The sequence below is a fragment of the Pseudomonas sp. Z1-29 genome, assembly GCF_051131995.1.
Classification (GTDB): domain Bacteria; phylum Pseudomonadota; class Gammaproteobacteria; order Pseudomonadales; family Pseudomonadaceae; genus Aquipseudomonas.
Genome location: NZ_CP071645.1, coordinates 2825479 through 2851086, shown reverse-complemented (window position 1 = coordinate 2851086; position 25608 = coordinate 2825479). Strand labels below are relative to the sequence as shown.

The window sequence follows — 25608 nt, the reverse complement described above, 5'->3', positions numbered from 1 at the left end:
CGTGGCGAGGGAGCTTGCTCCCTCGCCACGGGGATCAGCATTTCACCCCGCCACCCGCACCACGCCCATATCGATTCCCAGGTGGACCAGTTCGGCATGGGAGCTGACCTGCAGTTTGCTCTTGAGCAGCGTCAGATGGTTGGACACGGTCTTGGCGCTGATGCACAGCTGTTCGGCGATGGTCCGCGCCGGGGTGCCCCTGGCGAGCATGACGAAGATCTCCAGTTCGCGTTGGGTCATCGATTGCAGGCGCGGGTCCGCATCGGGCCGCGTGCTGGCGCAGGCCAGTTGGGTCGCCAGGGTCTGCTCGATATAGGCATGGCCGGCCAGCACCCGGCGCACCGCCTCCAACAATATTTGCGGTGCCGAATTTTTGGTCAGGTAACCCGCGGCGCCGGCGTCCAGCGCCTGGCGCACCAATGGCAGTTCGTCGTGCATGCTGAAAAACAGCACGCGCAGTTGCGGCAAGCGTTGACGCAGGCGGCGGGTGGTTTCCAGGCCGCTGATGCCCGGCAGGCCGAAGTCCATGATCACCAGGTTCGGCACCTGTTCCTGCACCTGGCTCAACGCTTCTTCGCCCGAGGCCGCTTCGCGCACCAGCAGTTCCGGCATCAACGCTCGCAACAGGCTGGCGTAACCTTGCCGAACCACAGCGTGATCGTCCACCAACAAGATGCTCATGAAACCTCCAGGGGAATATTCAAGGCCAGCGCCCACCCGGCGCCGGGCTGGCTGATGATGCGCAGCTCACCACCAAGGCTGCGGGCCCGTTCGGCCATCGAATGCAGGCCGACACCCGCCCGGGCCGGTTGCTGCGCGCCACGTCCGTTATCGCGCACCAGCAGGCGCAGGCGGCCGCTGCGGTGCTGCAAGCGAATCCGTACCTGACTGGCGTTGGCGTGCCGGGCGATGTTGGTCAGTGCTTCCTGCAACAGGCGATAGAGGTGGGCCTTGTCAGGCCCGGATATCGACAGCGACGCTCCATCGACTCGCAACTGACAGGCGATCCCGTGTCTGTCCTGCCACTGCCTCGCGAGCAGCCCGATTGCCTCGCACAACGGCAGGTGCTGCAACACCACCGGATACAAGTCGTGGACCAACGCGCGAAAGCCTTTTTGCAGGTGATCGCAGTGTTCTTCCAGTTCGTTTGCCGTTTGCTCCAAGGCTGGCGGCTGATGGATGACCAGGCGCAGCAGACAGGCCCGTGCGCGAATACCGGCCACGTATTGGCCAAGGTCATCGTGCAGCGTCTGCGACAAGCGCGTGCGCTCCTGTTCCTGCACTGCCAGCAGTGCCCGGGTCAGCTGGGCGTTGTCCGCGCGGGTCTGGGCCAGCGCGGCGGTCATCCGATTGAAATGCTCTGCCAACTGCTGGGCTTCCGAAACGCCTTCGGTGCGCAGGCTGACCTGCAAGTCCCCGGCGGACACCTGGCGCATCGCGTGGAGCAATTCATCCAGCAAACGCACGCCCCGGCGCACCGCCCAGCGAATCACCAGCAAACTGACGAAGAGTGCCATCAGGCAGACGCCGAACAGTTGCGCCAGGGAATCGAGGATCTCGTCGATTTCATCCCGTGGGTCGACAGCGATCCAGGCCCGACGCCCGTCCTGCAGGACCACCATCTGCGCAACCGGGCCGTCGGCCAACAGTTGGCGACCCAGCCAGGCCTGCAACCCGGGATCGTTCGCCGGGGCGTTCTCCCCAGGCGCCAGCCAATGCACCCGCACGTGACGCAGGCTGCCGGTAAGGCGCGATTGCAGGCTGGTCGGGTCTCGCTCGGCGGTTTCGCGCAGGTAATGCACCACCGACTCGGCCGATTGCAGTTCGCGCTGCACATCGGCGGTGGCCTGGTGCAGCAGCAGCGTTGCGCAGGCCACGGCGACCAGGGCAAAGAACACCGTGACCCAGAGGTTGATTCGCCAGAGGGCGGACATGGCTAGCGCCCCGATCCCTGGTCTGAACCGGCCCCGTGTGGAACACCGGCCTCCTGTGGGACACCGGCCCCCTGTGGGAGCGAGCCTGCTCGCGAAAGCGGTCGCCCAGGCGACGTCATGGGTGGCTGGGCCGCCGTATTCGCGAGCAGGCTCGCTCCCACCGGTAAAGATGGGGGGCGACTAACCCCGATCAGGCTCAGGATCAGCAACAACGGCAACAGCAGCGTCTTGAGTATCCGCACGATCCGTCCGCTCCCTGATGAATGACGTTATCGCCATCCTAAAACCCCGACGCCCGCGCCGAGCTACTACCTTGGTACTGCCCCGGCGGTACTTTCTGCATATTTCCCCGCGCTCGTGGCCTTCCTATGCTGGCGCTACCTGCAATGGAGGATGTCATGCGCCGGCTCGCACGTTTTGCCCTGGTTTATCTGCTGGCTACGACCACCGCTCAGGCCGGCGATGCCGTGGCGTTGCAAGTGCGCATCGGCTACCTGGGTTATCGCCCCGATCCCGGCCCGCTGCTGTCCAATGTGATTGCCGAACCCACCGATGCCGGGCTGCGCGGCGCCGAGCTGGCGATTGTCGACAGCAACAGCACCGGACGTTTTCTCAAGCACGACTACCGCCTCGAAAGCGCCAGCGTAGACAGCCCCGAAGCGCTGCTCCAGGCCGCCCGCGCCCAGCACGATCGGGGCCTGCGGCTGTTCGTGGTGAATGCACCCGCTACCAGCCTGCGCCAGCTCAGCGCCGCCCTGCCCGACAGCCTGCTGTTCAACGCCGGCAGCCCCGACGACAGCCTGCGCACCAGCGACTGCCTGGGCAATGTGCTGCACACCCTGCCTGATCGGGCGACACTCGCCGATGCGCTGATCCAGTTCAGCGTTGTGCGCAAATGGCAGCGCGCCTTGCTGATCGTCGGCCAGACACCCGCAGACCAGGCCTACGCCGCCGCACTGCGCCGGGCCATGAAGCGTTTCGGCATGAAGATCGTCGCCGAGAAACCCTGGCAGTTCGACAACGACCAGCGCCGCAGTGCCCAGGCCGACATGCCGCTGTTCACCCAGACCGCCGAATACGACGTGGTGCTGGTGGCCGACGAACGCGGCGATTTTGGCGAGTACGTGCCCTACCAGACCTGGTACCCGCGCCCCGTGGCCGGCACCCAGGGACTGACCCCGACCGGCTGGCACAAGACCGTCGAGACCTACGGTGCGGCGCAGTTGCAAAAACGCTTCGAAGCCTTGGCCGGACGCTGGATGAACGACCGCGACTTCGCCGCCTGGATCGCCGTGCGCAGCATCGCCGCCGCCGTCGGCAAGCTGCGTCAGGATGACCCGTTCGCCATCCGCCAACTGGCCCTCGGCGACCAACTGCCGCTCGACGGTTTCAAAGGCCGCAAGCTCAGCTATCGCCCCTGGAACGGCCAATTGCGCCAACCCATTGCGCTGGTCCAGCCACGCGCCCTGGTCAGTACCTCCCCCCAGGACGGGTTCCTGCACCCCAGCAACGAAATGGACAGCCTGGGCTACGACCAGCCCGAAGTCAGCTGCCGCTACCCCTGATCAATAACAACAACAAGGAAAACGCCATGCGCCGCTCCCTGCTTTGCCAGATCCTCGCCTTCGGCGCTGCGTTGATCGCGGCGGGCCCTGCCGTCGCCGCCATCGCCTGGGTCTCCAACGAGAAAGACAACAGCCTGAGCCTGATCGATATGCACAGCCTGGAAGTCGTCGACACCCTGCCGGTGGGCCAGCGCCCTCGGGGTCTGCTGCTGTCCCATGACAATCGCCTGCTGTACATCTGCGCCAGCGATTCGGATCGCGTCCAGGTGATGGACGTTGCCACCCGCAAGATCATCAAGGAGTTGCCCTCCGGCAAGGACCCGGAACAGTTCGCTCTGCACCCCAACGATCGCTGGCTCTATGTCTCCAACGAAGACGATGCCCTGGTCACGGTGATCGACACCCAGACCTCCGAAGTACTCGGCCAGATCGCTGTGGGCGTCGAGCCCGAAGGCATGGCCGTCAGTCCCGATGGCAAGTGGGCGGTCAACACCAGCGAGACCACCAATATGCTGCACTGGATCGACACCAGCACCCAGACATTGGCCGACAACACCCTGGTGGACCAGCGGCCGCGCTTCGTCGAATTCAACCGCGACGGTACGCAGCTCTGGGCCTCGGCCGAGATCGGCGGCACCTTGAGCATTCTCGACGTCGCCACCCGCCAGGTACTCAAGACCCTGACCTTCCAGATCAAGGGCGTGCACCCGGACAAGGTCCAACCGGTGGGCATCAAGCTCAGCGCCGACGGCAAGCTGGCATTCGTCGCCCTGGGCCCGGCCAACCATGTCGCGGTGATCGACGCGCAAACCTTCGAAGTGCTGGATTACCTGCTGGTGGGTCGACGGGTCTGGCAGTTGGCATTCACCCCGGACCAGAAGCAACTGCTGGCAACCAATGGCGTCAGCGGCGATGTCTCGGTGATCGACGTGCAGAGCCGCAAGGTGCTCAAGTCGGTGAAGGTCGGACGTTATCCGTGGGGCGTGGTGGTCACGCCATGAACGCCTTGGAGGTCAGAGACCTGAGCTTTGCCTACGGCGCGCGCGAAGCCCTGCGCCAGATCAGTTTCAGCCTGCCCGCCGGACGCTTCGCCGCGCTGCTCGGGCCCAATGGTGCCGGCAAGTCGACGCTGATTGCCTTGCTGACGCGCCTGTACGACGTGCAACGCGGCGAGATCCGGGTCGGCGGCCACTCGTTGCAGGGCGCGCCACGCCAGGCCTTGCGCCAGTTGGGGGTGGTGTTCCAGCAAAGCACCCTGGACCTGGACCTGAGCGTCGAACAGAACCTGCGTTATCACCTCGCGCTGCACGGCTTTGCCCGGCGCCAGGCCGACGTCCGGATTGAGCTCGAACTGGCTCGCCAGCACCTGACCGAACGGCGTCACGAGCGGGTGCGCAACCTCAACGGCGGGCATCGGCGCCGGGTGGAAATTGCCCGCGCGCTGCTGCACGAGCCGCGCCTGTTATTGCTCGATGAGCCGAGTGTCGGCCTCGATCCGGCCAGCCGTCAGGCCCTTGGAGAGCATATCCGCCAACTGTGCCGCGAACAGGGCATCAGCGTGCTCTGGACCACGCACCTGCTGGACGAAGTGCAGCCCTTTGACGACTTGCTGATCGTGCATCAGGGGCGGCTGGTCGCCAGCGGTCGCGCCGAGGCGGTGAGCCTGGAACATGGCGGCAGCCTCGGCTCGGCCTTCGATCGATTGACCACCCCGGGAGTGGCCGCATGAATGCGTATTGGCAATGTTTCAGCGGCATCGTGATGCGCGAATGGCTGCGCTTCGTGTTGCAACGCACGCGGTTGCTCAGTGCCCTGGTACGGCCGTTGTTATGGCTGCTGGTGTTCGCCGCCGGCTTCCGGGCCGCCCTGGGCATTGCGATCATTGCGCCCTACGACACCTACATTCCTTATGAGGTGTACATCGTGCCGGGGCTGGCCTGCATGATCCTGCTGTTCAACGGCATGCAGGGCTCACTGTCGATGGTCTATGACCGGGAAATGGGCAGCATGCGCGTACTGCTCACCAGCCCCCTGCCCCGGGCCTTCCTGTTGGCGAGCAAGTTGCTCGCGACTTCGCTGATCTCGCTGATGCAGGTCTATGCCTTTCTCGCCATCGCCTGGTTGTATGGCGTCCAGCCTCCAGCCACGGGCTTGCTGCTGGCGCTTCCGGCGTTGCTGCTGGTGGCCTTGATGCTCAGTGCCCTCGGCTTGTTGCTGTCCAATGCGATCCGCCAGTTGGAGAACTTCGCCGGGGTGATGAACTTCGTCATCTTCCCGATGTTTTTCCTGTCTTCGGCGCTGTACCCGCTGTGGAAAATGCTCGAGGCCAGTCCGTGGTTGTACTGGCTGTGCGCGGTGAACCCGTTCACCCACGGCGTGGAGCTGGTGCGCTTCGCCCTGTATGGGCAATTCAACCTGCTGGCGATGGCCATGTGCGTGGGTCTGAGCCTGGTGTTTGCGTTGCTGGCGGTGTGGACGTTCAATCCGCAGCATGCGGCATTGCGCAAGGCGAGTTGAGCAGCCGATACGCACGACCCCTTGTGGGAGCGAGCTTGCTCGCTCCCACAGGGTCTGGGTGGATACATCCGCTCGAAATTACTACTTTAGTACCGGTTTTCCTGTCTATGGTCGCATTCACAAGACCTCGACCGTGACATGTAATGGGCGCATAACAAGAAGGATAAAACCTATGCCCCGTTTGCTCGCGATCGTCTTGCTGGGCCTGTCGCTGAATGTCGCGCAGGCCGACACCTCGCTGTTTTCCCCGCAGGGCTTTCGCATCACTCAATACCGCAGCCCGACGCCCGCCTCCGCAGACAGCGCGCAAACCGTCGACACCGAAGCCTTGCAGCGCCTGCTAAAGCAAACGCCCGCGCCAGTGCTGATCGACGTCTACCGCCGGCCCTGGGTCCAGGGCCGGTTCATCGACACCGAACCCCATGCCAACCTGCCCGGCAGCTTGTGGCTGGCCAACACCGGCGACGGCGAACTGGACGCGACCTGGCAGGACTACTTCACGTTTTACCTGCGCAAAGCCACCGCCGGCCAGGCCGATCAACCGCTGGTCTTTTACTGCCGCTCCGATTGCTGGTTGAGCTGGAACGCGGTAAAACGCGCCGCCGCCTTGGGCTATAAACATCTGTATTGGTACCGCGACGGCCTGGATGCCTGGGAGGCGGCCAACCTGCCCCTGCAAGCGGCCCGCCCCGAACCCTTGCCCTGAATGGCCGAGAGCCGTGCAACTGCCCCAACACGACAATAACGAGGTGAATGGCCATGTATAAAATCCTGATAGCCGACGATCACCCACTGTTTCGCGAAGCCATCCACAACGTCATCAGCGACGGTTTCGCCGGGAGCGAGGTGATGGAAACCGCTGACCTGGACAGCGCCCTGGCGCTGACTCGCGAACACGATGACCTCGACCTGATCCTGCTCGACCTGAACATGCCCGGCATGCACGGCCTCAATGGCCTGATCAACTTGCGCAACGAGGCACCGACTATCCCGGTGGTGATCGTGTCCGCCGAGCAGGACAAGCAGATCGTCCTGCAGGCCATCACCTATGGCGCGGTGGGTTTTATCACCAAGTCGTCGCCGCGCGCGCAGATGACCGACGCCATCGAGCAGATCCTCAATGGCAACGTGTACCTGCCGCCAGACATCATCCGCACCCAGAAGAGCCCGACGGGCCGGCGCCTGAACGAGACCCCGGCGTTCCCGCCGGAACTGCTCCAGGCCTTGACCCGCAAGCAATTGCTGGTGCTCGAACGCATGACCAAAGGCGAGTCGAACAAGCAGATCGCCTACACGCTGGACATCGCCGAAACCACGGTCAAGGCCCACGTCTCGGCGATCCTGCGCAAGCTCAACGTGCATAACCGGGTGCAGGCGATTCTCAGTGCGGGGGATATCGATTTCGGGGCTTACCTGCGGCGTTGAACCGCGGCCTGGAGAAGATCGCCCGTGGCGAGGGAGCTTGCTCCCGCTGGGCTGCGCAGCGGCCCCAAACCCAGGCAACGCGGTGTGTCAGTCTGGTTGAGTTGAATGGATGGGGGCTGCTGCGCAGCCCAGCGGGAGCAAGCTCCCTCGCCACAAAAAGCGGTTCTTCTCAACGGCTGGTTGCCTGGCCCAACAAATGACTCATCGCAATCTTCAGCTTCATCGGCCGCACCGGCTTGTGCATCAGCGTGTGCCCGCGCTCGCGGATCTGCTGCTTGAGTTCGTTGCTGTAGTTGGCCGTGATCATCATGGCCGGGATCGGTGAGGTGCGGCAGGCGTTGATCCGGGCCACCGCGTCCATGCCATTCTGATCGTGGTCCAGGTGATAGTCGGCAATCAGCAAGTCCGCCTCGGCGCGGTAATCGTCCACCTGGCGTGCCAGGTCCTGTTCCGACAGTGCAGTCACCACGCGGCAGCCCCAACCTTCGAGCAAGGTGCGCATGCCGGCACAGATCGCCGCGTCGTTGTCCAGCACCCAGACCCGCGCGCCACGCAGGCGTTCGAGCATCGGCTCGCTCATATCCAGGCACGCCAGCGGCTTGGGTGCGGTAGCGCTGAGCGGCACCTCGATGGCGAACACCGAGCCCTGGCCCGGCCAGGAGCGGACCTTGATCGGATGCCCGAGAATCCCGGCGATCTTCTCGACGATCGCCAATCCCAGGCCGAGTCCGCGATCCTGGTCAGGGCGCTGGACGTCCCCACGCTTAAATTCCTGGAAGATTTCCTCCAGCCGATCCTGGGCAATGCCGATACCGGAATCCCAGACTTCGATCGAGACACGGTTACCGTGACGCCGGCAACCCAGGACCACCCGCCCGCTGGGGGTGTAGCGAATGGCGTTGCTCAACAGGTTGCGCAGGATCCGCGCCAGCAACTGAATGTCGCTGCGCACCAGCACCGAACAAGGCACGAAGCGCAACGCCAGGCCCTCGCTACGCGCAACCTGAAGGTATTCGGCGGCCAGGGTGTCGAGCAGCTCACTGAGGGCGAACGGCGCCACATCGGCCTTGATCACCCCGGCATCCAGCTTGGAAATATCGACCAGGGTGCCCAACAGGTTTTCCACGTCCTGCAGCGAATTGCTGACGTTGCGCACCAGTTGCGCGTTCGCCACCGGTTCGCGGCGTTCGAGCAAGGCGCTGGTGAACAGCCGCGCCGCGTTCAACGGTTGCAGCAGGTCATGGCTGACCGCGGCGAGAAATTTGGTTTTCGACAGGTTGGCCCGCTCGGCCTCGCGCTTGGCTTCGCGCAGGCGCAGCTCGACCCGGCTGCGTTCGTCGATCTCGCGTAGCAACTGGTCGTTGAGCGTGGTCAGCTCGGCCGTGCGCTCCTGCACGCGCTGCTCCAGGTTCTGGTAGGCCTGATGCAGGGCCTCGGCGGTGCGGCGACGTTCGGTGATGTCGCGGATCAGCACGAAGATACCCACCACCTCGCCGTTGGCCAGCCGATTGGGCACGTAGGAGCGCAGCATGTAGCGCTCCTGATTGTTGATGTTGGTCTCGGCGAATTCGAAGGTCACGCTCTCCCCGGCCAACGCTCGGGCCACGTAGGCTTCCAGGCGCTGGTAATGCTGCTCGCTGTGGGCTTCGCGCAGGCTCTGGCCGAGCATCACGCCCCGCGGCCAGCAATACCACTGCTCATAGACCTTGTTGGTGAATTCGTAGACCAGGTCGGCGTTGAGGTAGGCGATCAGTGCCGGTACGTGATCTGTGATCAAGCGGATCCAGCGCTCGCTTTCGCTCAGTGCCTCGGCATGCTGGTAGCGCTCGGTAATGTCAGTGAAGGTATTGACGTAGCCGCCGGTCGGCAGCGGATGAGTCCGGATCTCCAGGACCCGGCCATCGGACAGGCGCTGTTCGCACTCCTGGATCAACCGCCCATTGCCGTCGCGACTGGCCGGCGTCAGCAGTTGCAGCTCACTGTCGGCGATCACCTCGATGAATGGCCGATGAGCCGCCACCGGCGCCAGGCCGCTGAGTTCCAGGAAGCGCCGGTTCCACAATTCCAATATGCCCTGGGCATTGACCATCGCTACGCCCTGGGACAGGTTGTCCACCGCACGCTGCAGCAAGTGGGATTTCTGCGCGATGGCTTGCTCACGGCGTACGGTTTCGCTGAGTTTGACGTCAGTGATATCGGTAAACAGGAACACCCGCCCGCCTTCCTGGGTCGGCCGTTCGCTGACCTGCAGCCAGCGGCCGTTCTGCAATCTGTACAGCACCGGCTCATCGGGCTGGCCGCGGGTTTCTTCGCTGAACAGGCCATTGGCGGTCATCAGGCGCTTGACCTCGCCAAGGCGCATCCCCGCGATGATCCGCACCCGGCTGTGAGCCCAGAACGCCTTGAAACGGCTGTTGAAGAGGACGATGCGTTGCTGTTCGTCGAACAGCACGAACGCATCGGAAATGCTCTCGATCGCATCGATCAGATGGCGATGGGCGGTTTCCGCCCGCAGCCGGGCTTCGCCCAGAAGATGGTTGCCGGCCTTGAGCTCGGCCATCGCCTGGTTCAAGGCGTCGGTGCGCTCGCGGACCTGTTCGGCCAGCACCACCGAATGCTGGAACGCTGCGTACGGGTCGCTGCCACGGGTCACGCCGGATTCGACCCGCTCGATCAGCGCCGCGTTGATGCGCCGCAGCTTGTGGTTGTCGTGTTGCAGGGCGGCGATCTGTGCCTGCAGTTCAGCGATGACCGGGGACGCGATGACGGGCAATGGCAACTCCGGTGAAGGTCTGGTTGATGTGCATGCCATTGAACTGTTCTCCATAGGTGTTGAACCCCGTCACCCGTTGTTCGCGCAGGAACTGGCCGATCTGCTCCAGGCCAGCGCTGTCTTCCAGCTCAAGGCGCCTGAGGAAGCAGTCGCAGCCGATGGTCAACAACAGGTCACCCAGGCGCTCCTGCAAGCCGTCAAACAGCGCTTGCAGGTTATGCAGCAGAGGCCCCGGGCGCATGGCCGTGAGCACGATACCGTTCTCTACGGCGCAATAAAAACTCAGGCTCAGGTCCGAGTGGACCTGCTGGATCGCCCGCACGTAGTACTGATCGTTGATGCGCACGGCCAGTGGATGGGCGGCAAAGATCCGGTAATCCAGCGCGCTGACCGGCACACCGATATGCCGGGCGTATTCTTCGGCGGCGGGTTCGGCATTGAGTTCGTAGACCCGTCGCGAGGCGCTGTCGGCGCCGGTCACCACCAGCTTCTCCTGGCGAGGCAGGATGTGATGGGTGGTGAACACCTCGAACTCCAGCCAGGTATTGATCAGCACCACCACGGCGGCGCCGCTGTGGAACTGGCCTTCAAAGTAGACGTGGGTGTGGGTCAGGTAATTGTCATCGCCGGCCGAGCCACCGAAATGCGGGATGTCGCCCAAGGCTGCGCTCAACGCGGCCAGTACCATTTCCTCGCGACTGGACAGGCCGTCGAGCAAGGTCAAGGCAAAACTGTGGCCCTTGATCGGCGCCAGGACGTTGCTGCGACAGCCACCGGCCAGTCGCTCGACCATCTGCTGGGCGTCGATCAGGCTGAAGTGCTCCATCTCGCCGATCAGCTCGGCGGCAATGGAAAAATGCCGATGATCGAACCCCACCGCCGTCACGCAGTTGCGACCGTAGCCCTGCGGGGTGATTTCCCCGGCGCTGGTGCAACCGACCAGGCGAATCCCGCCGAAACTGCGTGACAGCGCCTGGCCGAGGGCCGGCAAGTTGTATTCGGCGGAACAGAAAAACAGCACGAAACCCAGGTACGGGTGCAGCAGCTGTCGCGCCAGTTCCTGGGCCACTTGCTCGACGTCCGTTGCCTGGGACATGGCGCTGACCACACCTTCGCTCTGGGCCTGCTGCATCTGCGCCTCCGACGGTGCGTGATAGAGCCCTGAGTGTACGAACCCGCGCCCGGCGGACGAATGCTACTTGGGTAGCGGGTGGACACTTCCATGGGAGGAGAACCGTGGCGGCCCCGACCGCGATGCGCACGGCAGGGGCTGCCACGAAAACCTGGATTGATGCTTTTGTGGCGAGGGAGCTTGCTCCCGCTGGGGTGCGAAGCAGCCCCGAAAATCTGACTGAATGAGCCTGATATACCTCAATCCCAGTTCAAGGGGCTGCTGCGCACCCCAGCGGGAGCAAGCTCCCTCGCCACGTGCCTTACCAGGTCAGCACGGCCCCCACCGCGAAGGTGTCGGTGTCTTCGTTCTGCGCGCTGGTGTCGTGGCCGTTGATTTCGAACTGGTTGTATTCGGCAACGAGCTTGAGGTTGTCGTTGATGTCATGAAACAGCGCGACACCGCGAGTCTCGTAGTCGGCACCGCTGCCGACCACTCCGTTGCCGTCGTCCTCGGTCTTGCCGTAGGACAGCGCCAGGCGATTCTTGCCGAGCTTGTAGGAACCCTGCAGCAGATATCCCTTGCTATCAACGTTGCGCAGCGTGGCCTCGCCGGCGTTGTTGGTGAAAAACGGGTTGATGCCCTTGGCCTGGAACCCGGAGCCGGTGAGCGAGAGCCCGCCCATCTTCGCTTGCACGCCATAACCCAGGCCTTTGGAGGTGACCGATTCGACATTGGTATCGGTGTTATCCGAGGTCTGGTAGCTGCCGTTCAGCCAGCTGTAGATTTTCGCCCCGCCGAGATCGAACTGATAGGTGACCTCGCTCTCGGTACGCGGGTTTTCCTGGTAGGCCTTGCCGGTGGCGCTGCTGTCGTTGGTGTCCACCGGGTCCATGATGCCCACCGCCACACGCAACCCGTCCATCACCGGAGTGCGATAGGTGATCTGCGAAGTCGGGAACGGGTATGGGTAGCCGCTGCCGATATTGCCGAACGACACCCCGCCGCCATCCACCAGGCCGAGGGTGTCGCTGACCTGGCCGTAACCGGCCAGCAACTCATCAAGCAAGATGTTGGAGCGGGCGAACAGGCCGAAGTCCTTGCCGATCAGCACCTCGCCCCACTCCGGATTGGCGACGGTGCCGTAGAACTGCCGCACGTCGATGGCGGTGTCGGTGCCGTTGGTTTCGCTGTCATTGATGGTCACCCAGAACGAGGCGCGGGCGCCGAGTTTGAGGTCATCGACCTGCTTGCCCATGTTGAATCCCAGGTAGTTGGGCAAAAAGCCCATCTTGACCCGCGACTGGCGCCGGTCGAACTGCTCCCCCGCCCGGTCCACGTCGCTGTTGACGTAGAAGGCGTTGATGTAGCCATCGGTGGAGAAAGTGGTCTGGTCCTTGTCGTACAGCATGATTTCGGCTTGCGCCCAAGGCGTCAGGCCCAGGCTCGACAGGCCGGCGATGACCGCAGGCAAAAAACGCAGGCAGGTATTCTTATTGTTGTGCATGGCGCGCTCCGCAACAGGGGACGGGATGTCGGAGGCGATTATCGAAAGGCACCCGGGCGCGTCATACGCTGCCTTGGAGGGGATTACCGGCTGCTTTGGCAGCGCCGGCCCGGCGCGGCAGTTTGGGTGTAAGACGGCGAGGCTGGCGGGCGCGGTACTTTGGGTGGGGGCCAGCGGTATTGCCCGAGAAGGCAACAGCAGGCCCTGTGGGAGCGAGCTTGCTCGCGATGGCGCCGGATCATCAACATAGATGTCGATTGATACACCGCTATCGCGAGCAAGCTCGCTCCCACAGGTTTCTCACCATGTTGCTCTTGTGGCGAAGGAGCTTGCTCCCGCTGGCCTGCGCAGCAGGCCCCCTTGGAAGTATTAGAACCGCGGTTTGACCGTGGTCCAGTCCGGCCGGTAGCGCCGCATCTGCCGCACATCGTCGCGCTGGCGAATGCCGCAACTGAGGAACTGCTCATGCAGCTTGCCCAGTTGATCGCGGTCCAGCTCCAGGCCAAGGCCCGGCGCCCGGGTGATCTTCACGCAACCGTCGACAAATGCCAGCTTGCCGCCCTTGATCACTTCTTCATCCGGTTCCTGCCAGGGGTAATGGGTATCGCAGGCGTAGTCCAGGTTCGGCACCGAAGCCGCCACGTGGGCCATGGCCATGAGGCTGATGCCCAGGTGCGAGTTGGAGTGCATCGACACGCCCAGACCAAAGGTCTCGCACATCTTCGCGAGCATCTGGGTATCGCGCAGCCCGCCCCAGTAATGGTGGTCAGCCAGGACAATCTGCACGCTGTCCTGCGCCACGCTGCGGCGGAATTCGTCGAAGTCGGTGACCACCATATTCGTCGCCAGCGGCAATCCCGTGCGCTTGTGCAGCGCGGCCATCCCTTCGAGCCCGGGCGTGGGGTCTTCGTAATATTGCAGGTCATCACCGAGCAGCTCGGCCATGCGGATAGAGGTCTCCAGCGACCAGTTGCCATTGGGATCGATGCGCAGCGGCAAGCCAGGAAACGCCTGTTTCAAGGCCTTGATGCAGGCCACTTCATGCTCCGGCTCCAATGCCCCGGCCTTGAGCTTGATGCTCTTGAAACCGTACTCCTCGATCATCCGTCGGGCCTGGGCGACGATCTGCTGCTCATTCAGCGCCTCGCCCCAACTGTCCGCGGGGTACGGAGAATCGATGTGCTCGGCGTATTTGAAAAACAGGTACGCGCTGAACGGCACTTCGTCGCGGATCGCACCGCCCAGCAAATCCACCAGCGGCACATTCAGGTAATGCGCCTGCAAGTCCAGGCAAGCGACTTCGAAAGCGGAATAGGCATTGCTCACCGCCTTGCTCGCATGCGAACCCGGCGCCAATTCCGCCCCGGCGACGCTCGCCGGTTTGTGGGCAGCCACGGTGGCCTGGACGATAGCGCGCAACTGGTTGAGATTGAACGGATCGAGGCCAATCAACTGGCTCTGTACCTGCTGCTGGATCGCCAGGGCCGGCGCATCGCCGTAGCTCTCGCCGAGGCCGATGTAACCGTTGTCGCTTTCGATCTCGATGATCGAGCGCAGCGCGAACGGCTCATGAATGCCGCTGGCGTTGAGCAAAGGTGGATCGCGAAAAGCGATGGGGGTCACGGTAACGCGTTTGATCTTCATGCAGCGGCTCCCGATGGGCCAGGTTTCAGGGCTTGAGATTTGTTCAGCAGGTCAGCTTCGACCGAGTGTTCAGGCTGGCCGGACAGCGCGTCAGGTTTGCCGCGCCCCGGTTGGGTCCGGGCGAAAAAGATCACCACGGCGGCAACCAGCGAGGTGATCGCCAACCCATACAGGCCGCCTTCGATGGAACCGGTGGTCTGCTCCAGGAATCCGAAGGCCGTCGGGGCGACGAAGCCGCCGAGGTTGCCGATGGAATTGATCAAGGCAATCACGGCCGCCGCGATGCGGGCGTCGAGATAGCCTTGGGGGATCGGCCAGAACAGCGCCGAGGCGGCCTTGAAGCCGATGGCCGCGAAACAGATGGCGACGAAGGCGAAGATCGGCCCGCCGGTGGTGGACATGAACATGCCGAACGCGGCGATCACCAGCGTCACCGCGACCCAGGCCTGCTGGAACTTCCACTTGCCGGCCAGGGCAGCGAAGCCGTACATCGCGACGATGGAGATGATCCACGGAATCGAGTTGAGCAAGCCGACCTGGAAATCCCCCAGGTTGCCCATTTTCTTGATCATGCTCGGCAGCCAGAACGTGGCGCCATAAATGGTCAGGGCAATGGAAAAATAGATGAAGCAGAACAGCGCGATCTGCCGGTCGGCGAGCAATTTGAACATTGAAGGCTTGATGACCTGGGCGGCTTCCCGCGCCCGCTGCTCTTCGGCGATGGCGGCGATCAACACGGTTTTTTCTTCAGCGGTCAGCCATTTGGCCTGGCTGGGGTGCGATTGCAGCCAGAACCAGACAAACCCGCACAGCACGATGGACGCGCCCCCTTCGATCAGGAACATCCATTGCCAGCCATGCAGGCCCAGCCCGCTGATGTGCAGCAAGGCGCCGGATACCGGCCCGGAAATCACCGAGGCGATCGCCGAACCGCTGAGGAAGATCGCCATCGCCTTGCCGCGCTCGTTGGCCGGCAACCATTGGGTGAAGTAATAGATGATGCCGGGGAAGAACCCCGCCTCCGCCGCGCCCAGAATGAAGCGCAACACATAAAAACTGGTTTCGCCACGCACGAACGCCATGGCCATGGCCGCCGCGCCCCAGGTGAACATGATGCGCGTCAGCCAGGCCCGGGCGCCGTAGCGCTGCAAGAGCATATTGGACGGCACCTCGAACAGCGCATAGCCGATGAAGAACAGCCCGGCACCGAGGCCATAGGCTGCTGCGCCAATGCCCAGGTCGGTTTCCAGATGGCTGCGGACGAAGCCGATGTTGACGCGGTCGATGTAGTTGACGATGAACATCACCACCACCAACGGCAGGACGTGACGTTTGACCTTGGCCGCGGCGGTGGCCAGGGTCGAGTCCGATATGTGATTCAAGGGTGCCTCCCAATCTTGTTTTTGTGGGGCTTTGTGCTTTTGCGAGGAGCGGATTGATGATGGACGCGAGGGATTGTTCCCGTCTAATCTAACTTGGCACTTGATTGATACCGGGATTGAATCAATGTTTGAACTGGCCCAACTGCGCTGCTTCACCACAGTGGCAACCGAACTGAATTTCCGCAGGGCCGCCGAACGCCTGAACATGACCCAGCCGCCCCTGAGTCGACAGATCCAGTTGCTGGAGCATCACCTCGGCGTCGAGCTGTTTACCCGCAGCACCCGCAGCGTCGCCCTCACCGCAGCCGGCCGGGCATTTTTCATCGAAGCGCAGAACCTGCTGCAACAGGCGCAACAAGCCGCCGAGGCCGCCAAGCGTTTTGCCCAGGGCGATATCGGCTCGGTCACCATCAGCTTCGTCGGCAGCGCGGTGTATGAATTCCTGCCCAAAGTCATTGCCGAGGCGCGGCTCAAACAGCCACAGGTCAAGATCGTCCTCGCGGAGATGAACACCTACCAGCAGCACGAAGCCTTGCGCGCCCGGCGCATCGACCTCGGCATCGTTCGTTCGCCGTTGCTGGAAACCGGCTACGCGACCGAATGCCTGGTACGCGAGCCGTTCGTCCTGGCCGTGCCGGCCGGCCATCCGCTGGCCAGCGCCGAGTCTGTCAGCGTGCAGGATCTGGACGGGCAACCGTTCCTCATGTACTCCCACTCCGCCTACCCACCCTTCAACGAACTGCTCACCGGCATGCTGCGCTCGGCCCGCGTCGCCCCGCAGTTCGTGCAATGGCTCGGTTCATCGCTGACCATCCTGGCACTGGTCAACGCCGGCATGGGCGTGGCGCTGGTGCCCCGGTGCGCGACCAGCGTGGTGTTCAAGCAAGTGGTGTTTCGCGAGATCGATCTGGGCGAAGGCGTGCAAAGCGAATTGCATCTGGTGTGGCGGGAGGATAACGACAATCCGGCGTTCACGATGCTGTTGGAGGGGATTCGCGGGGCGGTTCGGGAGGGGTTGTAAGAACATTTACGGGACCACGTGGCTATTCCAGTCTTTCCTGACAAGTTGTACGATGACCGACGAGAGCTCACGCCTCGTTCCTGCATACCTACAACAACAAGGAAATTCTCATGAAAAAAGCGCTATCGGTCATCGGCTTTCTGTGCCTGTTCAGCGGCTACGCCGCAGCCGCCCCCGCCTCGGCTGAAAAAGAGGTTGCCGAAGCGGTCGACCACCTGACCCAGGCCATGCTGCACAAGGACATTCCCCAGCTTCAGGCGCTCGCCGCCGAGAACCTGACCTACGGCCATTCCAGCGGCAACATCCAGGACAAGAAAGCCTTCATCGCCGACATCGAAACCGGAAAAAGCGCGTTCAAGACCCTGGAGATGAAGAATCAGAAAATCACCCTGTCAGGCGATGTGGCCCTGGTGCGCAATCATTTTTCCGCGCAAGCACTCAAGGGCACCGAAGTGATCCCGACGGAAATCGAGAACTTCCAGATCTGGCAGAAGCAGAATGGGAAGTGGCTGCTGATCGGGCGTCAGGCGTTTCGGTTCTGATCGCGAGTAGCGTTATTTGAAATATTGGTGATCCATCGTGGCGAGGGAGCCTGCTCCCTCGCCACGGGGAATCCGGCCAGGCCGGGCGCCTGCTTCAGCCCTCGGCCCATTGCTGCCGATACCCCAACAGAAAATCCACAAACGCCCGCACTCGCTGCGGCACGTAACGGCCGTGGGGGTACAGCAAGGTGAACGGGCGCGAGCGTCCCGCGAACGGCGCCAGCACCTCCACCAGTTGCCCGTCCGCCAGTTCCTTTTCCACGATGAATCTGTAGGTCTGGAACAATCCCGCGCCATGCCTGGCCAGCGTTACGCCGCCCAGCACATCATCGGAACAGCAATACCCGCCCTGCCCGAACACCTCCTTCTCCTTGCCCTCGACATTGAACAGCCAGGAGATACGCCGTCCGCTGCTGGGCAGTTCGAACTGGATGCATTCGTGTAAGTCGAGGTCTTCCAGGGTGAGCGGCGTGCCGGCCCGTTGCAGGTACTCCGGGGACGCAACCACCACCAACCCGGCGTCCTCCAGCAACCGGGCGATCATCGAAGAATCCGGCTGGGCGCGTACCCGTATCGCCAGGTCATAACCTTCGGCAACGAAGTCAATGTTGCGGTTGCTCAGGTGGACATCCACGCTGACTTGCGGGTACAACGCGCGAAATGCCGGCAGCAGCGGCAGGATGCGATGATGACCGTAAGTCGTGGGCACGCTGATGCGCAGTTGCCCGGACGGCACCGTTTGCGCGCCCATCACTTCCTGTTGCGCCTCGACCAGTTGCGTCAACGCCTGGCGACATTGCTCAAAAAAGGTCCGGCCGGCATCGGTCAGCCGGATGCTTCGAGTGGTACGCACGAACAGCCGCGAACCCAGGCGCTCCTCCAGGCGAAAGATCGACCGGCTCACCGCCGCCGGAGTCACCCCGGCCACCTGGGCGGCCGCCGTGAAGCTGCCCGCCTCGGCCGCCAGGCAGAACAATTCGATGCTGCCCAACTGCAAATCTTCGAAATGCCGCTTCATGATTCATTACACCGCGTATCAACAGAAGATTCCCGATGCCTGTTTATCAGCCCGTGACGTATAAATACAGTGGTCATCGATTGCGCGGCATCTGCTGCGCACTTTCCTCAACTGGAGTGCATCATGCCTTTCGTCAATGTTCGTATCACCCGCGACGGCGTTACCCGCGAGCAGAAAGCCCAGGTCATCAGCGAAATCACCGAGACCCTGCAGCGCGTGCTGGGCAAGGACCCGCACCTGACCCATATCGTGATCGAGGAAGTCGACACGGATAACTGGGGTTATGCGGGCATGACGACAACCGAGTATCGAAGCAAGCCCAAGGAATGACCCTTCATCCCTGACGAGCCCGGTCCGAATGACCGGGCTTTTTTCTGCCCACCATCCCGCGACCTCTGTGGGAGCGAGCTTGCTCGCGATGGCGGCGGGTCAGACAGTTCAAATGTGACTGATGGGCCGCTATCGCGAGCAAGCTCGCTCCCACAGGAGTTGGGTGAATTTCTGCAGGATTGATTACACCAAGTATCAACTCAAGTACCAGAACCCCCATTTATCAAACCCGAGCGCATCAATAACCTGATCTCAACCCCGCCAACCCAGGCGCAGCGGTTCTAACCCAACGTGATCAGGAGTCAACATCATGAGCAATCGGAAAACCGTCATCATCACCGGCGCGTCCAGCGGTATCGGCCTTGGCCTGGTCAAGGCGTTCCTCGCTCGCGGCTACAACGTGGTGGGCAATGCCCGCTCGCAATCGGGCCTGGATGACGCGGCCGGCCAGCTCGGTCACCCGGCGAGCTTCATCGGCGTGGCCGGTGACATTGCCGCCCCGGCAACCTCTACCGCCCTCATCGGCAAAGCCATCGAAGTCTTCGGCGCGGTGGACGGGCTGGTGAACAACGCCGGGTTCTTCCTGCCCAAACCCTTCATCGAATACAGCCCCCAAGACCTCGAATCGCTGTTGGACACCAACCTCAAGGGGCTCGTCTACGCCAGCCAGGCTGCTGCCGCACACATGATCAGCCGCCGCCAGGGTTTCATCATCAACATCTCCGCCTCGGTGGCCCTGCAACCGAACATCCAGGTGCCGGCAGCGCTGCCGGTGCTGATCAAGGGCGGTGTCAACCAGATGACCCGTGCCCTGGCGCTCGAACTGTCGCCACACAACATCAAGGTCAACGCGGTAGCGCCTGGCATCATCGACACGCCGATGCATGACCCGGCCAATCGTGACTTCCTCAACAACCTGGCCCCGGCCGGGCGGGTAGGCACCATCGACGAGATTGCCGAAGCGGTCCTGTACCTGGCGGGTGCCGATTTCACCACTGGCGCGATCCTGCCGGTGGACGGTGGGATGAGCACCGGCAAGTGGTAAAAAACAAAACCCCGAAGGCGAAACCTTCGGGGTTTTTCGTGCAGCTTGGCCTGGTCGCTACAGCGTGTAGGAAATACCTGCCTGCACGGTGCGCGGCGCGCCCGGATAGGCGTACACACCACCAAACGCGCCCTCCTCGTAATCCGCATCGAACAGGTTCTTGAGGTCGAGGTTGAGGCGAATGCGCTCGTTGACCTTGTAGTAGCCGAGCAGGTCAACCACCGTGTAATCGTCCATGGTGAAGGTGGTGGCCGCGGTGTTGCCGGCCCGCTCGTCGACGTACCTGGCGCCCAGGCCAAGGCCCAGTCCCTTGAGGCCGCCGTCCTGGAACTCGTAGACGTTCAACAGGCTGAAGGAGTTCTTCGGCACGTTGAGCAAGCGCGTACCCGTGGGGATGTTGACGTCCTTGGTCACTTCGGCATCCACATAGGCGTAGCCGCCAATCACGCGCCACTCCGGCGTCAGGTTGCCCGCCACGTTCAGGTCGAAACCACGGCTGCGCACCTCGCCGGCCGCCACGCTGAAGGTCGAATCCAGCGGATCGGGTGTCAGCACGTTGCGTTTTTCGATCTGGTATATCGCTGCATCGACGCTCAACTGACGATCCAGCGCCTCCCATTTGACGCCCATTTCGTAAGACTTGCCTTCCTCCGGCTTGAACCCGCCCCCTTCGCGGCTGGCGCCGTTATTGGGTTTGAACGAACGGGCGGTGTTGGCATAGACGGCGACCGTGTCGGTCAGGTCATAGATCACGCCCAGGCGTGGGGTGACGGCGTTGTCGGTGACGTCCCAGTTGCGGCTGCCGGGACGCGCCTGGGGAACGAAGGTTTCGTACTCATGCTCGAACCGCTCGAAACGCGCACCGGCCAGCACCTTGAGACGCTCGGTCAGCGCCACTTGGTCCTGGATGAAAAAGCCGAAGGTCTTGAGGTTTTCCTGGTCATTGGTGGGCGTGCGGGTCAACGCCGGGCGCGGCTGCCCATACACCGGATCGAAGATGTCGATCGGATACGCACCGGCACCGGCAGCAGAGCGCTGGATGATCGACTTATAGTCGTAGTCTTCATACTCGACACCGGTCAACAGCGTGTGCTCGAACCCGCCGGTGGAGAAATGCCCGGTGAGATTGAGCTGGGTATCGCGGTCGGTCCATTCCAGTTTGCGATAGTTGAAGTTGCGCCCCAGGGTCTGCCCATCGGCGCCGATGCCGTTGGCTTCGACGGCGTTGCCCTGCAACGTGCCGTCGAGCCACTGGGTGCCGCCGGCGAGGGTCCAGTCGTCGTTGAGCATGTGCTCGAAACGCACCTGCAGCATGCTGTTGTCGTTGTGCAGCTTGCCGGCGTCTTTCTCACCGAAGAAGGTATCGCGGGACGCCGTGCCGCGCTGGCCGGGATAATGGGTCAAGCCACGGTCCAGCGGATGGTTGTTGCGCATGAAATCGCCTTCGAACGTCAGGCGCGTGGTGTCGTTGACCTGCCAGGTGACCACCGGGGCGAGGCCATAACGCTCGGTCTCGACGTGATCGCGAAACGTATCGCCGCCCTCGCCGATCACGTTCAGGCGATAAGCCAGGCGCCCTTCTTCATCCAGCGGCCCCGACGCATCCAGGGTGCCGCGACGCATGCCCTGGTCACTGACCTGGCTGCCCAGGGTCACCGTACGCTCGGCCAGCGGTTGCTTGGATACGATATTGAACGTGCCACCCGGGTCGCCACGGCCATACAGCATCGTCGCCGGGCCGCGCAGTACCTCCAGCCGCTCGATGGTGTTGGCATCCGGCATGTTCGGATAGCCGCGGTTGATCGGAAAACCATTGCGGTAGAACTCGCCCGTGGTAAAGCCGCGCACCGTAAAGGTGGTCAGGCCCTGGCCGCCGAAGTTGTTGGCCCTGCCGACGCCACCGGCATAATCGAGGGCATCCTGAAGACGCGTGGCGCTGAGGTCCTCCACCACATCGCGGGATACGACGGAGATCGATTGTGGGGTTTCATGAAGCGCGGTGTCGGTACGCGTGGCACTGGCCGAACGGGTCGCGTGGTAGCCCTTCACCGGCCCCTGCGCGGTCTCGAAGTCCGAGGTGCCGACGATATCGGTGGCTTGCAGCTCCAAAGGCGCCCTGTCCGTCGTGCCGGGTTCTTCTGCCCAAGTGGAAATGGAATAAGCCTGAAGCACACACAGAGAAACGAGTATCCGACGCATCGACACACAATCCTAACGAAAGAACGCCAGCCTGGAGACCGGCAGGAATAGGTCGCGAAAGATACAGCAACTCATTCCTATTTGATATCTATTCCCATTAGCACTGCCGTCCCAACAGTCGATTCCTGTTCAATCTGACGGAAAAAAGCCTGGGCACGAGCATCCTGGGTATACGCCACGTTCAGGCGCAACCAGTCACTGACCTCCCCGTTCGGCAAGAACGTCGCCCCTTGGGACAACTGCACCTGCAATTGCTCGGCGATCGTTTGCACGCGCGCCGCCGGCACATGCCGAGGTCGCGCCCAGATGAACAGGCCACCCGAGGGCTCGGCAAACACTTCCCAAAGGGCCGGCTCAAGCTGGCGCAACGTGCTTGCCATCTGCTTGTTCAAACGCAGGCGCAAGCGCTGGATCAACTTGCGATAAGCGCCGTTGGCCAACAGCGTCGCCACGACGTTTTCCGCCAGCAATGAACAGCCGATGCCGGTCACCATCTTGATTTCAGCCAGGCGGTTGATGATTTCCGGCTGGGCCACTACGTAGCCGACGCGTAATGAACTGGACAAGGTCTTGGAAAAACTCGCCAGGTAGATCACCCGGTCCAGGGCATCGAGGGAAGCCAGGCGTGAGGTCGGACCGTTCTGGAAGTCGGCGTAGATGTCGTCCTCGATAATACGGAAGTCATGCAGCGTCGCCAGTTGCAGCAGGCGATAAGCAACGCTCGGCGCCAGGCTGGTGCCGGTGGGGTTCTGGTACATGCTGTTGACGAAGAAGTACTTCGGCTCATGCGCGCCGAGCAAGCGCTCCAGGCTCGCGACGTCCGGGCCCTGCGCGGTCCTCGGAACTGCCAGAGTCTTGACCCCGTGCAGCTTCAGCAGGTTGAACAGGTTGTAGTAACCGGGGCTTTCCACCAGTACCAGGTCGCCGGGTTTGAGCAACGTGCGCACCAGCAGGTCGAGGCCATGACTGGCGCCCTGGGTCGTGATGATTTGCGCCTGATCGACGTGAATATCGATCAGGCCCAGGCGCTTCTGGATCTGCAGGCGCAGAGGAGCGGAGCCCAGCGGGGTGCTGTAGTTGAACAACGCGTGACTGTCGCAGCGCACCACTTGGCGGATCGCCTGGCCCAGGTCGCTGTCGTCGCGCCAGGCGTCCGGCAGCCAGCCGCACCCCAGCTTGAGTTGGGTCGATGGGTTATCGAACAGTTTCCAGGCGACAGCCTCCTCGGCTTCCGGGGCCAACGCCTCGGGGCGGCGTTGCGCCACGAAAAACCCTGACCCATGCCGGGATTCCAACACACCGCTGGCGACCAGTTGGTCGTAGGCCTTGATCACGCTCGACAGGCTCAAGCCATTTTCCGTCGCCAGTTGGCGAATCGAAGGCATGCGGGCGCCAGGGCGAATGCCGTGGACGTTTATCCAGTCGCTGACGCTGGCGACGAGTTGCCGGACCAGGGACCCCGTAGCGTTGCGATTGATGTTCAGGTCCATGACACGGGCTCTCTCCAAGTGTTCTTGAATTTCGCGAAAACAGTTAAACATAAAAGGCGTCCGTCTGTTCCTTGTTTGCCTGCGGGACGGCCGCGATAGTTCGCCGAGACTCCGCACTCTCAAGGAACGCTCTTGAACGCATCGCAACGACACTCATGGGGCCTGGCATTCGGACTGTGCCTGATCACCCTGGCGGTCAATCTCCAGGCGCCGCTATACACCACCTATGCGCAGCTTTCCGGCTATGGAGCCGGCGCCACGGCGGTGGCGTTCTCCGGTTATGTGCTGGGGGTGTTGCCGGTGCTGCTGGCCTTCGGCGGCTTGGCCGACCGGGTGGGCCGCAAACCGTTGATCATCGCGGCGCTTGCACTGTCGATGCTGGCGACGCTGGTCACCGTGTTCTGGCCCAACCTGATCGCCCTGGGTGTGGCGCGCCTGATGATGGGGGTCGGGACCGGGCTGGCCTCGGCGACCGCGACCGCCTATATGACGGAACTGCTGGCAACCGCCGACAGCCGTTCACCGGCCAACCGGGTCACGGCCAGCACCTCCCTGGGTTTTGGCCTGGGCGCGGCGCTGACCAGCCTGTTTCTGTTCGTCTGTCCCAGCGTTATCCCTGGCAGTTTCTGGCTGCAATTGGTGCTGGCTGGCCTGGCGCTGATCGTCGTCTGGCGACTGCCCGACCCCGCGGTGCGAATCGAGCAGGCGCCGCTGCTGCGCCTGCCGCTGTTTCCCGCCGGGAGCCTGCCCTACAGCTTTTCCATGCTGCTGGCCTGGGCCACTTCCGGGCTGGTGATCGCCATCCTGCCGTCGGTGCTCGCCACCCATGACTTGCAGCGTTGGTCGGGATTGTCGACGTTTACCGTCATCAGCTGCGGGCTGCTCTTCCAGCCCTGGGTGCGACGCATGCAACCGGCCAGAGCTACTGGCTTGGGCTTGTTGGTCTTGCCGTTGAGCTATGCATTGCTCGCCTGGGGCGCGAGCATCGGCTCCCTGGCCGCGGTGCTGTTCGGGGCCCTGGGCGCCAGCAGTGCGTGCTACGGCTTTTTGTACCTCGGCGGGTTGTCGGCCGTGACCGCCATGGCCGGTGCGCAGAAAGCCCGGGTCAGCGCCGGTTTTTTCCTGTTCGCCTACATCGGGTTCAGCATCCCGGTGGTGGTGACCGGGTTGCTGGCCGATCGTTTCGGCGCTGACATGGCGCTGCTGGTGTTCGGCCTGGCACTGCTGGCGGGCGCAGCGGTCACCGGGTTGCTGATCGTTCGCAGTGAAGCTTTCATCGCCCAGCCATCCCATGGCTGACCTCGTCACACCAGCGCTCGACATCGCCGCAGGCAAAGTCGTATACCATATCCCCAACGCAGCCCGAACGACTCGCCGCCGTGACATTATCCAAGTTCAACCTGCCCGACCTGGGCAACACCCCCTCCACCTCGGAGATCATCACCCGTCACCTGCGTGATGCCATTGTGGCCGGGCACTTTGCCGAAGACGAGCCGATTCGCCAGGACGACATCGCCCGGCAGTTCAATGTCAGCAAGATCCCCGTGCGCGAGGCGCTCAAGCGCCTGGAGGCCGAAGGCCTGGTGCTGTTCCAGCGCAACCGCGGGGCGATGGTCACGCGGATTTCCGAAGCGGAACTGGCGCAGATGTTCGAGGTGCGGATGCTGCTCGAAGACAAGGTCCTGCGCCTGGCCATTCCCAACATGACCGAAGCGACCTTCGCCCGCGCCGACAGCATCTGTCGCGAGTTCATCGGCGAAGATGACGTCGGCCGCTGGGCCGAGCTCAACTGGCAACTGCACGCCTGCCTTTACGAACCGGCGCAACGGCCGTTCATGGTCGGGCTGATCCGCTCGGTCCACGACAAGCTGGAACGTTATCTGCGCATGCAGATGAGCCTGTCGGCGGGCAAGGAGCGCGCCGACCACGAGCACCGGGAAATTCTCGACGCCTGCCGGGCCGGTGATGTCGAACGCGCGGTGAAGCTGCTGGACGAACACATCGCCGGAGTCTGCCAGACACTGTTCGAATTCCTGCCGTCGAGCCGATGATGCCTTCGCGCTGTGCCGATTTCGTCACGAGCGACAGATAAAACCCTCAAGCCG

22 protein-coding genes are annotated in these 25608 nt (G+C 62.8%); 12 read left to right on the top strand and 10 right to left on the bottom strand.

Annotated features, from left to right (window positions below; genetic code table 11):
- Positions 1-42 precede the first annotated feature (42 nt).
- A complete protein-coding gene (locus J3P84_RS13050; RefSeq protein ID WP_434630799.1) occupies positions 43-681 on the bottom strand; it encodes a response regulator in 639 nt (212 codons plus the stop codon).
- Complete coding sequence (locus tag J3P84_RS13045) at positions 678-1934, bottom strand: histidine kinase (protein ID WP_434630796.1); 1257 nt, start codon at positions 1932-1934, stop codon at positions 678-680. The genes J3P84_RS13050 and J3P84_RS13045 overlap by 4 nt, the downstream gene beginning before the upstream one ends.
- Positions 1935-2332: 398 nt before the next feature.
- Here J3P84_RS13045 and J3P84_RS13040 point away from each other — a divergent pair, with 398 nt between their 5' ends.
- From J3P84_RS13040 to J3P84_RS13015, 6 genes are all read left to right on the top strand, one after another.
- The gene (locus J3P84_RS13040) at positions 2333-3499 is read left to right on the top strand and encodes an ABC transporter substrate-binding protein (protein WP_434574008.1); all 1167 of its coding nucleotides are present in this window, start codon (positions 2333-2335) and stop codon (positions 3497-3499) included.
- A gap of 26 nt (positions 3500-3525) precedes the next feature.
- The gene (locus J3P84_RS13035; protein ID WP_434630793.1) at positions 3526-4500 is read left to right on the top strand and encodes a YVTN family beta-propeller repeat protein; all 975 of its coding nucleotides are present in this window, start codon (positions 3526-3528) and stop codon (positions 4498-4500) included.
- Positions 4497-5228, top strand: a complete 732-nt coding sequence (locus tag J3P84_RS13030) for an ABC transporter ATP-binding protein (RefSeq protein ID WP_434630791.1) — start codon at positions 4497-4499, stop codon at positions 5226-5228. Before J3P84_RS13035 ends, J3P84_RS13030 begins: the two co-directional genes overlap by 4 nt.
- Positions 5225-6016 carry an ABC transporter permease gene (locus tag J3P84_RS13025; protein ID WP_434630788.1) on the top strand — a complete coding sequence of 264 codons (792 nt, stop codon included), beginning with the start codon at positions 5225-5227 and terminating at the stop codon, positions 6014-6016. Before J3P84_RS13030 ends, J3P84_RS13025 begins: the two co-directional genes overlap by 4 nt.
- Before the next feature lie 172 nt (positions 6017-6188).
- Complete coding sequence (locus J3P84_RS13020; RefSeq protein WP_434600884.1) at positions 6189-6722, top strand: PQQ-dependent catabolism-associated CXXCW motif protein; 534 nt, start codon at positions 6189-6191, stop codon at positions 6720-6722.
- A 53-nt stretch (positions 6723-6775) separates the two neighbouring features.
- Complete coding sequence (locus J3P84_RS13015) at positions 6776-7441, top strand: response regulator transcription factor (RefSeq protein WP_305500841.1); 666 nt, start codon at positions 6776-6778, stop codon at positions 7439-7441.
- A 169-nt stretch (positions 7442-7610) separates the two neighbouring features.
- Here the strand turns inward: J3P84_RS13015 and nahK are convergent, their stop codons facing one another.
- From nahK to J3P84_RS12990, 5 genes are all read right to left on the bottom strand, one after another.
- Complete coding sequence (nahK, locus tag J3P84_RS13010) at positions 7611-10253, bottom strand: hybrid sensor histidine kinase/response regulator NahK/ErcS' (RefSeq protein ID WP_434630784.1); 2643 nt, start codon at positions 10251-10253, stop codon at positions 7611-7613.
- Positions 10183-11346: a nitric oxide-sensing protein NosP gene (nosP, locus tag J3P84_RS13005; protein ID WP_434630781.1), complete on the bottom strand. Its 1164-nt coding sequence runs from the start codon at positions 11344-11346 to the stop codon at positions 10183-10185. Before nosP ends, nahK begins: the two co-directional genes overlap by 71 nt.
- A gap of 301 nt (positions 11347-11647) precedes the next feature.
- Entirely contained in the window at positions 11648-12832 is a 1185-nt protein-coding gene (locus tag J3P84_RS13000) for a porin (protein ID WP_305500837.1), read from the bottom strand.
- Between the two features lie 369 nt (positions 12833-13201).
- Complete coding sequence (locus J3P84_RS12995; protein WP_434573996.1) at positions 13202-14476, bottom strand: glucarate dehydratase family protein; 1275 nt, start codon at positions 14474-14476, stop codon at positions 13202-13204.
- Positions 14473-15780: an MFS transporter gene (locus tag J3P84_RS12990; RefSeq protein WP_434631294.1), complete on the bottom strand. Its 1308-nt coding sequence runs from the start codon at positions 15778-15780 to the stop codon at positions 14473-14475. The genes J3P84_RS12995 and J3P84_RS12990 overlap by 4 nt, the downstream gene beginning before the upstream one ends.
- A gap of 202 nt (positions 15781-15982) precedes the next feature.
- On the opposite strand from J3P84_RS12990, the gene J3P84_RS12985 reads away from it, so the two are divergent.
- Both J3P84_RS12985 and J3P84_RS12980 read left to right on the top strand, forming a co-directional pair.
- Complete coding sequence (locus tag J3P84_RS12985; protein WP_434630777.1) at positions 15983-16879, top strand: LysR substrate-binding domain-containing protein; 897 nt, start codon at positions 15983-15985, stop codon at positions 16877-16879.
- A gap of 110 nt (positions 16880-16989) precedes the next feature.
- A complete protein-coding gene (locus J3P84_RS12980) occupies positions 16990-17421 on the top strand; it encodes a nuclear transport factor 2 family protein (RefSeq protein WP_305500832.1) in 432 nt (143 codons plus the stop codon).
- A 94-nt stretch (positions 17422-17515) separates the two neighbouring features.
- Here J3P84_RS12980 and J3P84_RS12975 read toward each other — a convergent pair whose 3' ends face one another.
- Positions 17516-18439, bottom strand: coding sequence for a LysR family transcriptional regulator (locus J3P84_RS12975; protein ID WP_434630773.1), 924 nt, complete (start codon positions 18437-18439; stop codon positions 17516-17518).
- A gap of 123 nt (positions 18440-18562) precedes the next feature.
- Between J3P84_RS12975 and J3P84_RS12970 the strand changes: the two genes are divergently transcribed.
- Complete coding sequence (locus J3P84_RS12970) at positions 18563-18769, top strand: tautomerase family protein (protein WP_030140737.1); 207 nt, start codon at positions 18563-18565, stop codon at positions 18767-18769.
- A gap of 310 nt (positions 18770-19079) precedes the next feature.
- A complete protein-coding gene (locus J3P84_RS12965; protein WP_434630770.1) occupies positions 19080-19814 on the top strand; it encodes an SDR family NAD(P)-dependent oxidoreductase in 735 nt (244 codons plus the stop codon).
- Between the two features lie 57 nt (positions 19815-19871).
- Here J3P84_RS12965 and J3P84_RS12960 read toward each other — a convergent pair whose 3' ends face one another.
- Both J3P84_RS12960 and J3P84_RS12955 read right to left on the bottom strand, forming a co-directional pair.
- A complete protein-coding gene (locus J3P84_RS12960) occupies positions 19872-22013 on the bottom strand; it encodes a TonB-dependent siderophore receptor (RefSeq protein WP_434630767.1) in 2142 nt (713 codons plus the stop codon).
- 77 nt (positions 22014-22090) lie between these two features.
- Positions 22091-23503 carry a PLP-dependent aminotransferase family protein gene (locus J3P84_RS12955; RefSeq protein ID WP_434630764.1) on the bottom strand — a complete coding sequence of 471 codons (1413 nt, stop codon included), beginning with the start codon at positions 23501-23503 and terminating at the stop codon, positions 22091-22093.
- A gap of 132 nt (positions 23504-23635) precedes the next feature.
- Between J3P84_RS12955 and J3P84_RS12950 the strand changes: the two genes are divergently transcribed.
- Positions 23636-24802 (top strand): MFS transporter, encoded by a 1167-nt coding sequence (locus tag J3P84_RS12950; protein ID WP_434630761.1) that lies wholly within the window; start codon positions 23636-23638, stop codon positions 24800-24802.
- Between the two features lie 80 nt (positions 24803-24882).
- Positions 24883-25554 carry a GntR family transcriptional regulator gene (locus J3P84_RS12945; protein WP_434630758.1) on the top strand — a complete coding sequence of 224 codons (672 nt, stop codon included), beginning with the start codon at positions 24883-24885 and terminating at the stop codon, positions 25552-25554.
- Positions 25555-25608 lie beyond the last annotated feature (54 nt).

Coding starts and splice junctions, on each gene's coding strand:
- J3P84_RS12960 (WP_434630767.1), bottom strand. CDS start 22,013: ATGCGTCGGATACTCGTTTCTCTGTGTGTGCTTCAGGCTTATTCCATT.
- J3P84_RS12980 (WP_305500832.1), top strand. CDS start 16,990: ATGAAAAAAGCGCTATCGGTCATCGGCTTTCTGTGCCTGTTCAGCGGC.
- J3P84_RS12990 (WP_434631294.1), bottom strand. CDS start 15,780: ATGTTCATCGTCAACTACATCGACCGCGTCAACATCGGCTTCGTCCGC.
- J3P84_RS13025 (WP_434630788.1), top strand. CDS start 5,225: ATGAATGCGTATTGGCAATGTTTCAGCGGCATCGTGATGCGCGAATGG.
- J3P84_RS12995 (WP_434573996.1), bottom strand. CDS start 14,476: ATGAAGATCAAACGCGTTACCGTGACCCCCATCGCTTTTCGCGATCCA.
- J3P84_RS13020 (WP_434600884.1), top strand. CDS start 6,189: ATGCCCCGTTTGCTCGCGATCGTCTTGCTGGGCCTGTCGCTGAATGTC.
- nosP (WP_434630781.1), bottom strand. CDS start 11,346: ATGCAGCAGGCCCAGAGCGAAGGTGTGGTCAGCGCCATGTCCCAGGCA.
- nahK (WP_434630784.1), bottom strand. CDS start 10,253: ATGGCATGCACATCAACCAGACCTTCACCGGAGTTGCCATTGCCCGTC.
- J3P84_RS12975 (WP_434630773.1), bottom strand. CDS start 18,439: ATGAAGCGGCATTTCGAAGATTTGCAGTTGGGCAGCATCGAATTGTTC.
- J3P84_RS12985 (WP_434630777.1), top strand. CDS start 15,983: ATGTTTGAACTGGCCCAACTGCGCTGCTTCACCACAGTGGCAACCGAA.
- J3P84_RS13045 (WP_434630796.1), bottom strand. CDS start 1,934: ATGTCCGCCCTCTGGCGAATCAACCTCTGGGTCACGGTGTTCTTTGCC.
- J3P84_RS13000 (WP_305500837.1), bottom strand. CDS start 12,832: ATGCACAACAATAAGAATACCTGCCTGCGTTTTTTGCCTGCGGTCATC.
- J3P84_RS13030 (WP_434630791.1), top strand. CDS start 4,497: ATGAACGCCTTGGAGGTCAGAGACCTGAGCTTTGCCTACGGCGCGCGC.
- J3P84_RS13015 (WP_305500841.1), top strand. CDS start 6,776: ATGTATAAAATCCTGATAGCCGACGATCACCCACTGTTTCGCGAAGCC.
- J3P84_RS12965 (WP_434630770.1), top strand. CDS start 19,080: ATGAGCAATCGGAAAACCGTCATCATCACCGGCGCGTCCAGCGGTATC.
- J3P84_RS12955 (WP_434630764.1), bottom strand. CDS start 23,503: ATGGACCTGAACATCAATCGCAACGCTACGGGGTCCCTGGTCCGGCAA.
- J3P84_RS13050 (WP_434630799.1), bottom strand. CDS start 681: ATGAGCATCTTGTTGGTGGACGATCACGCTGTGGTTCGGCAAGGTTAC.
- J3P84_RS13035 (WP_434630793.1), top strand. CDS start 3,526: ATGCGCCGCTCCCTGCTTTGCCAGATCCTCGCCTTCGGCGCTGCGTTG.
- J3P84_RS12970 (WP_030140737.1), top strand. CDS start 18,563: ATGCCTTTCGTCAATGTTCGTATCACCCGCGACGGCGTTACCCGCGAG.
- J3P84_RS13040 (WP_434574008.1), top strand. CDS start 2,333: ATGCGCCGGCTCGCACGTTTTGCCCTGGTTTATCTGCTGGCTACGACC.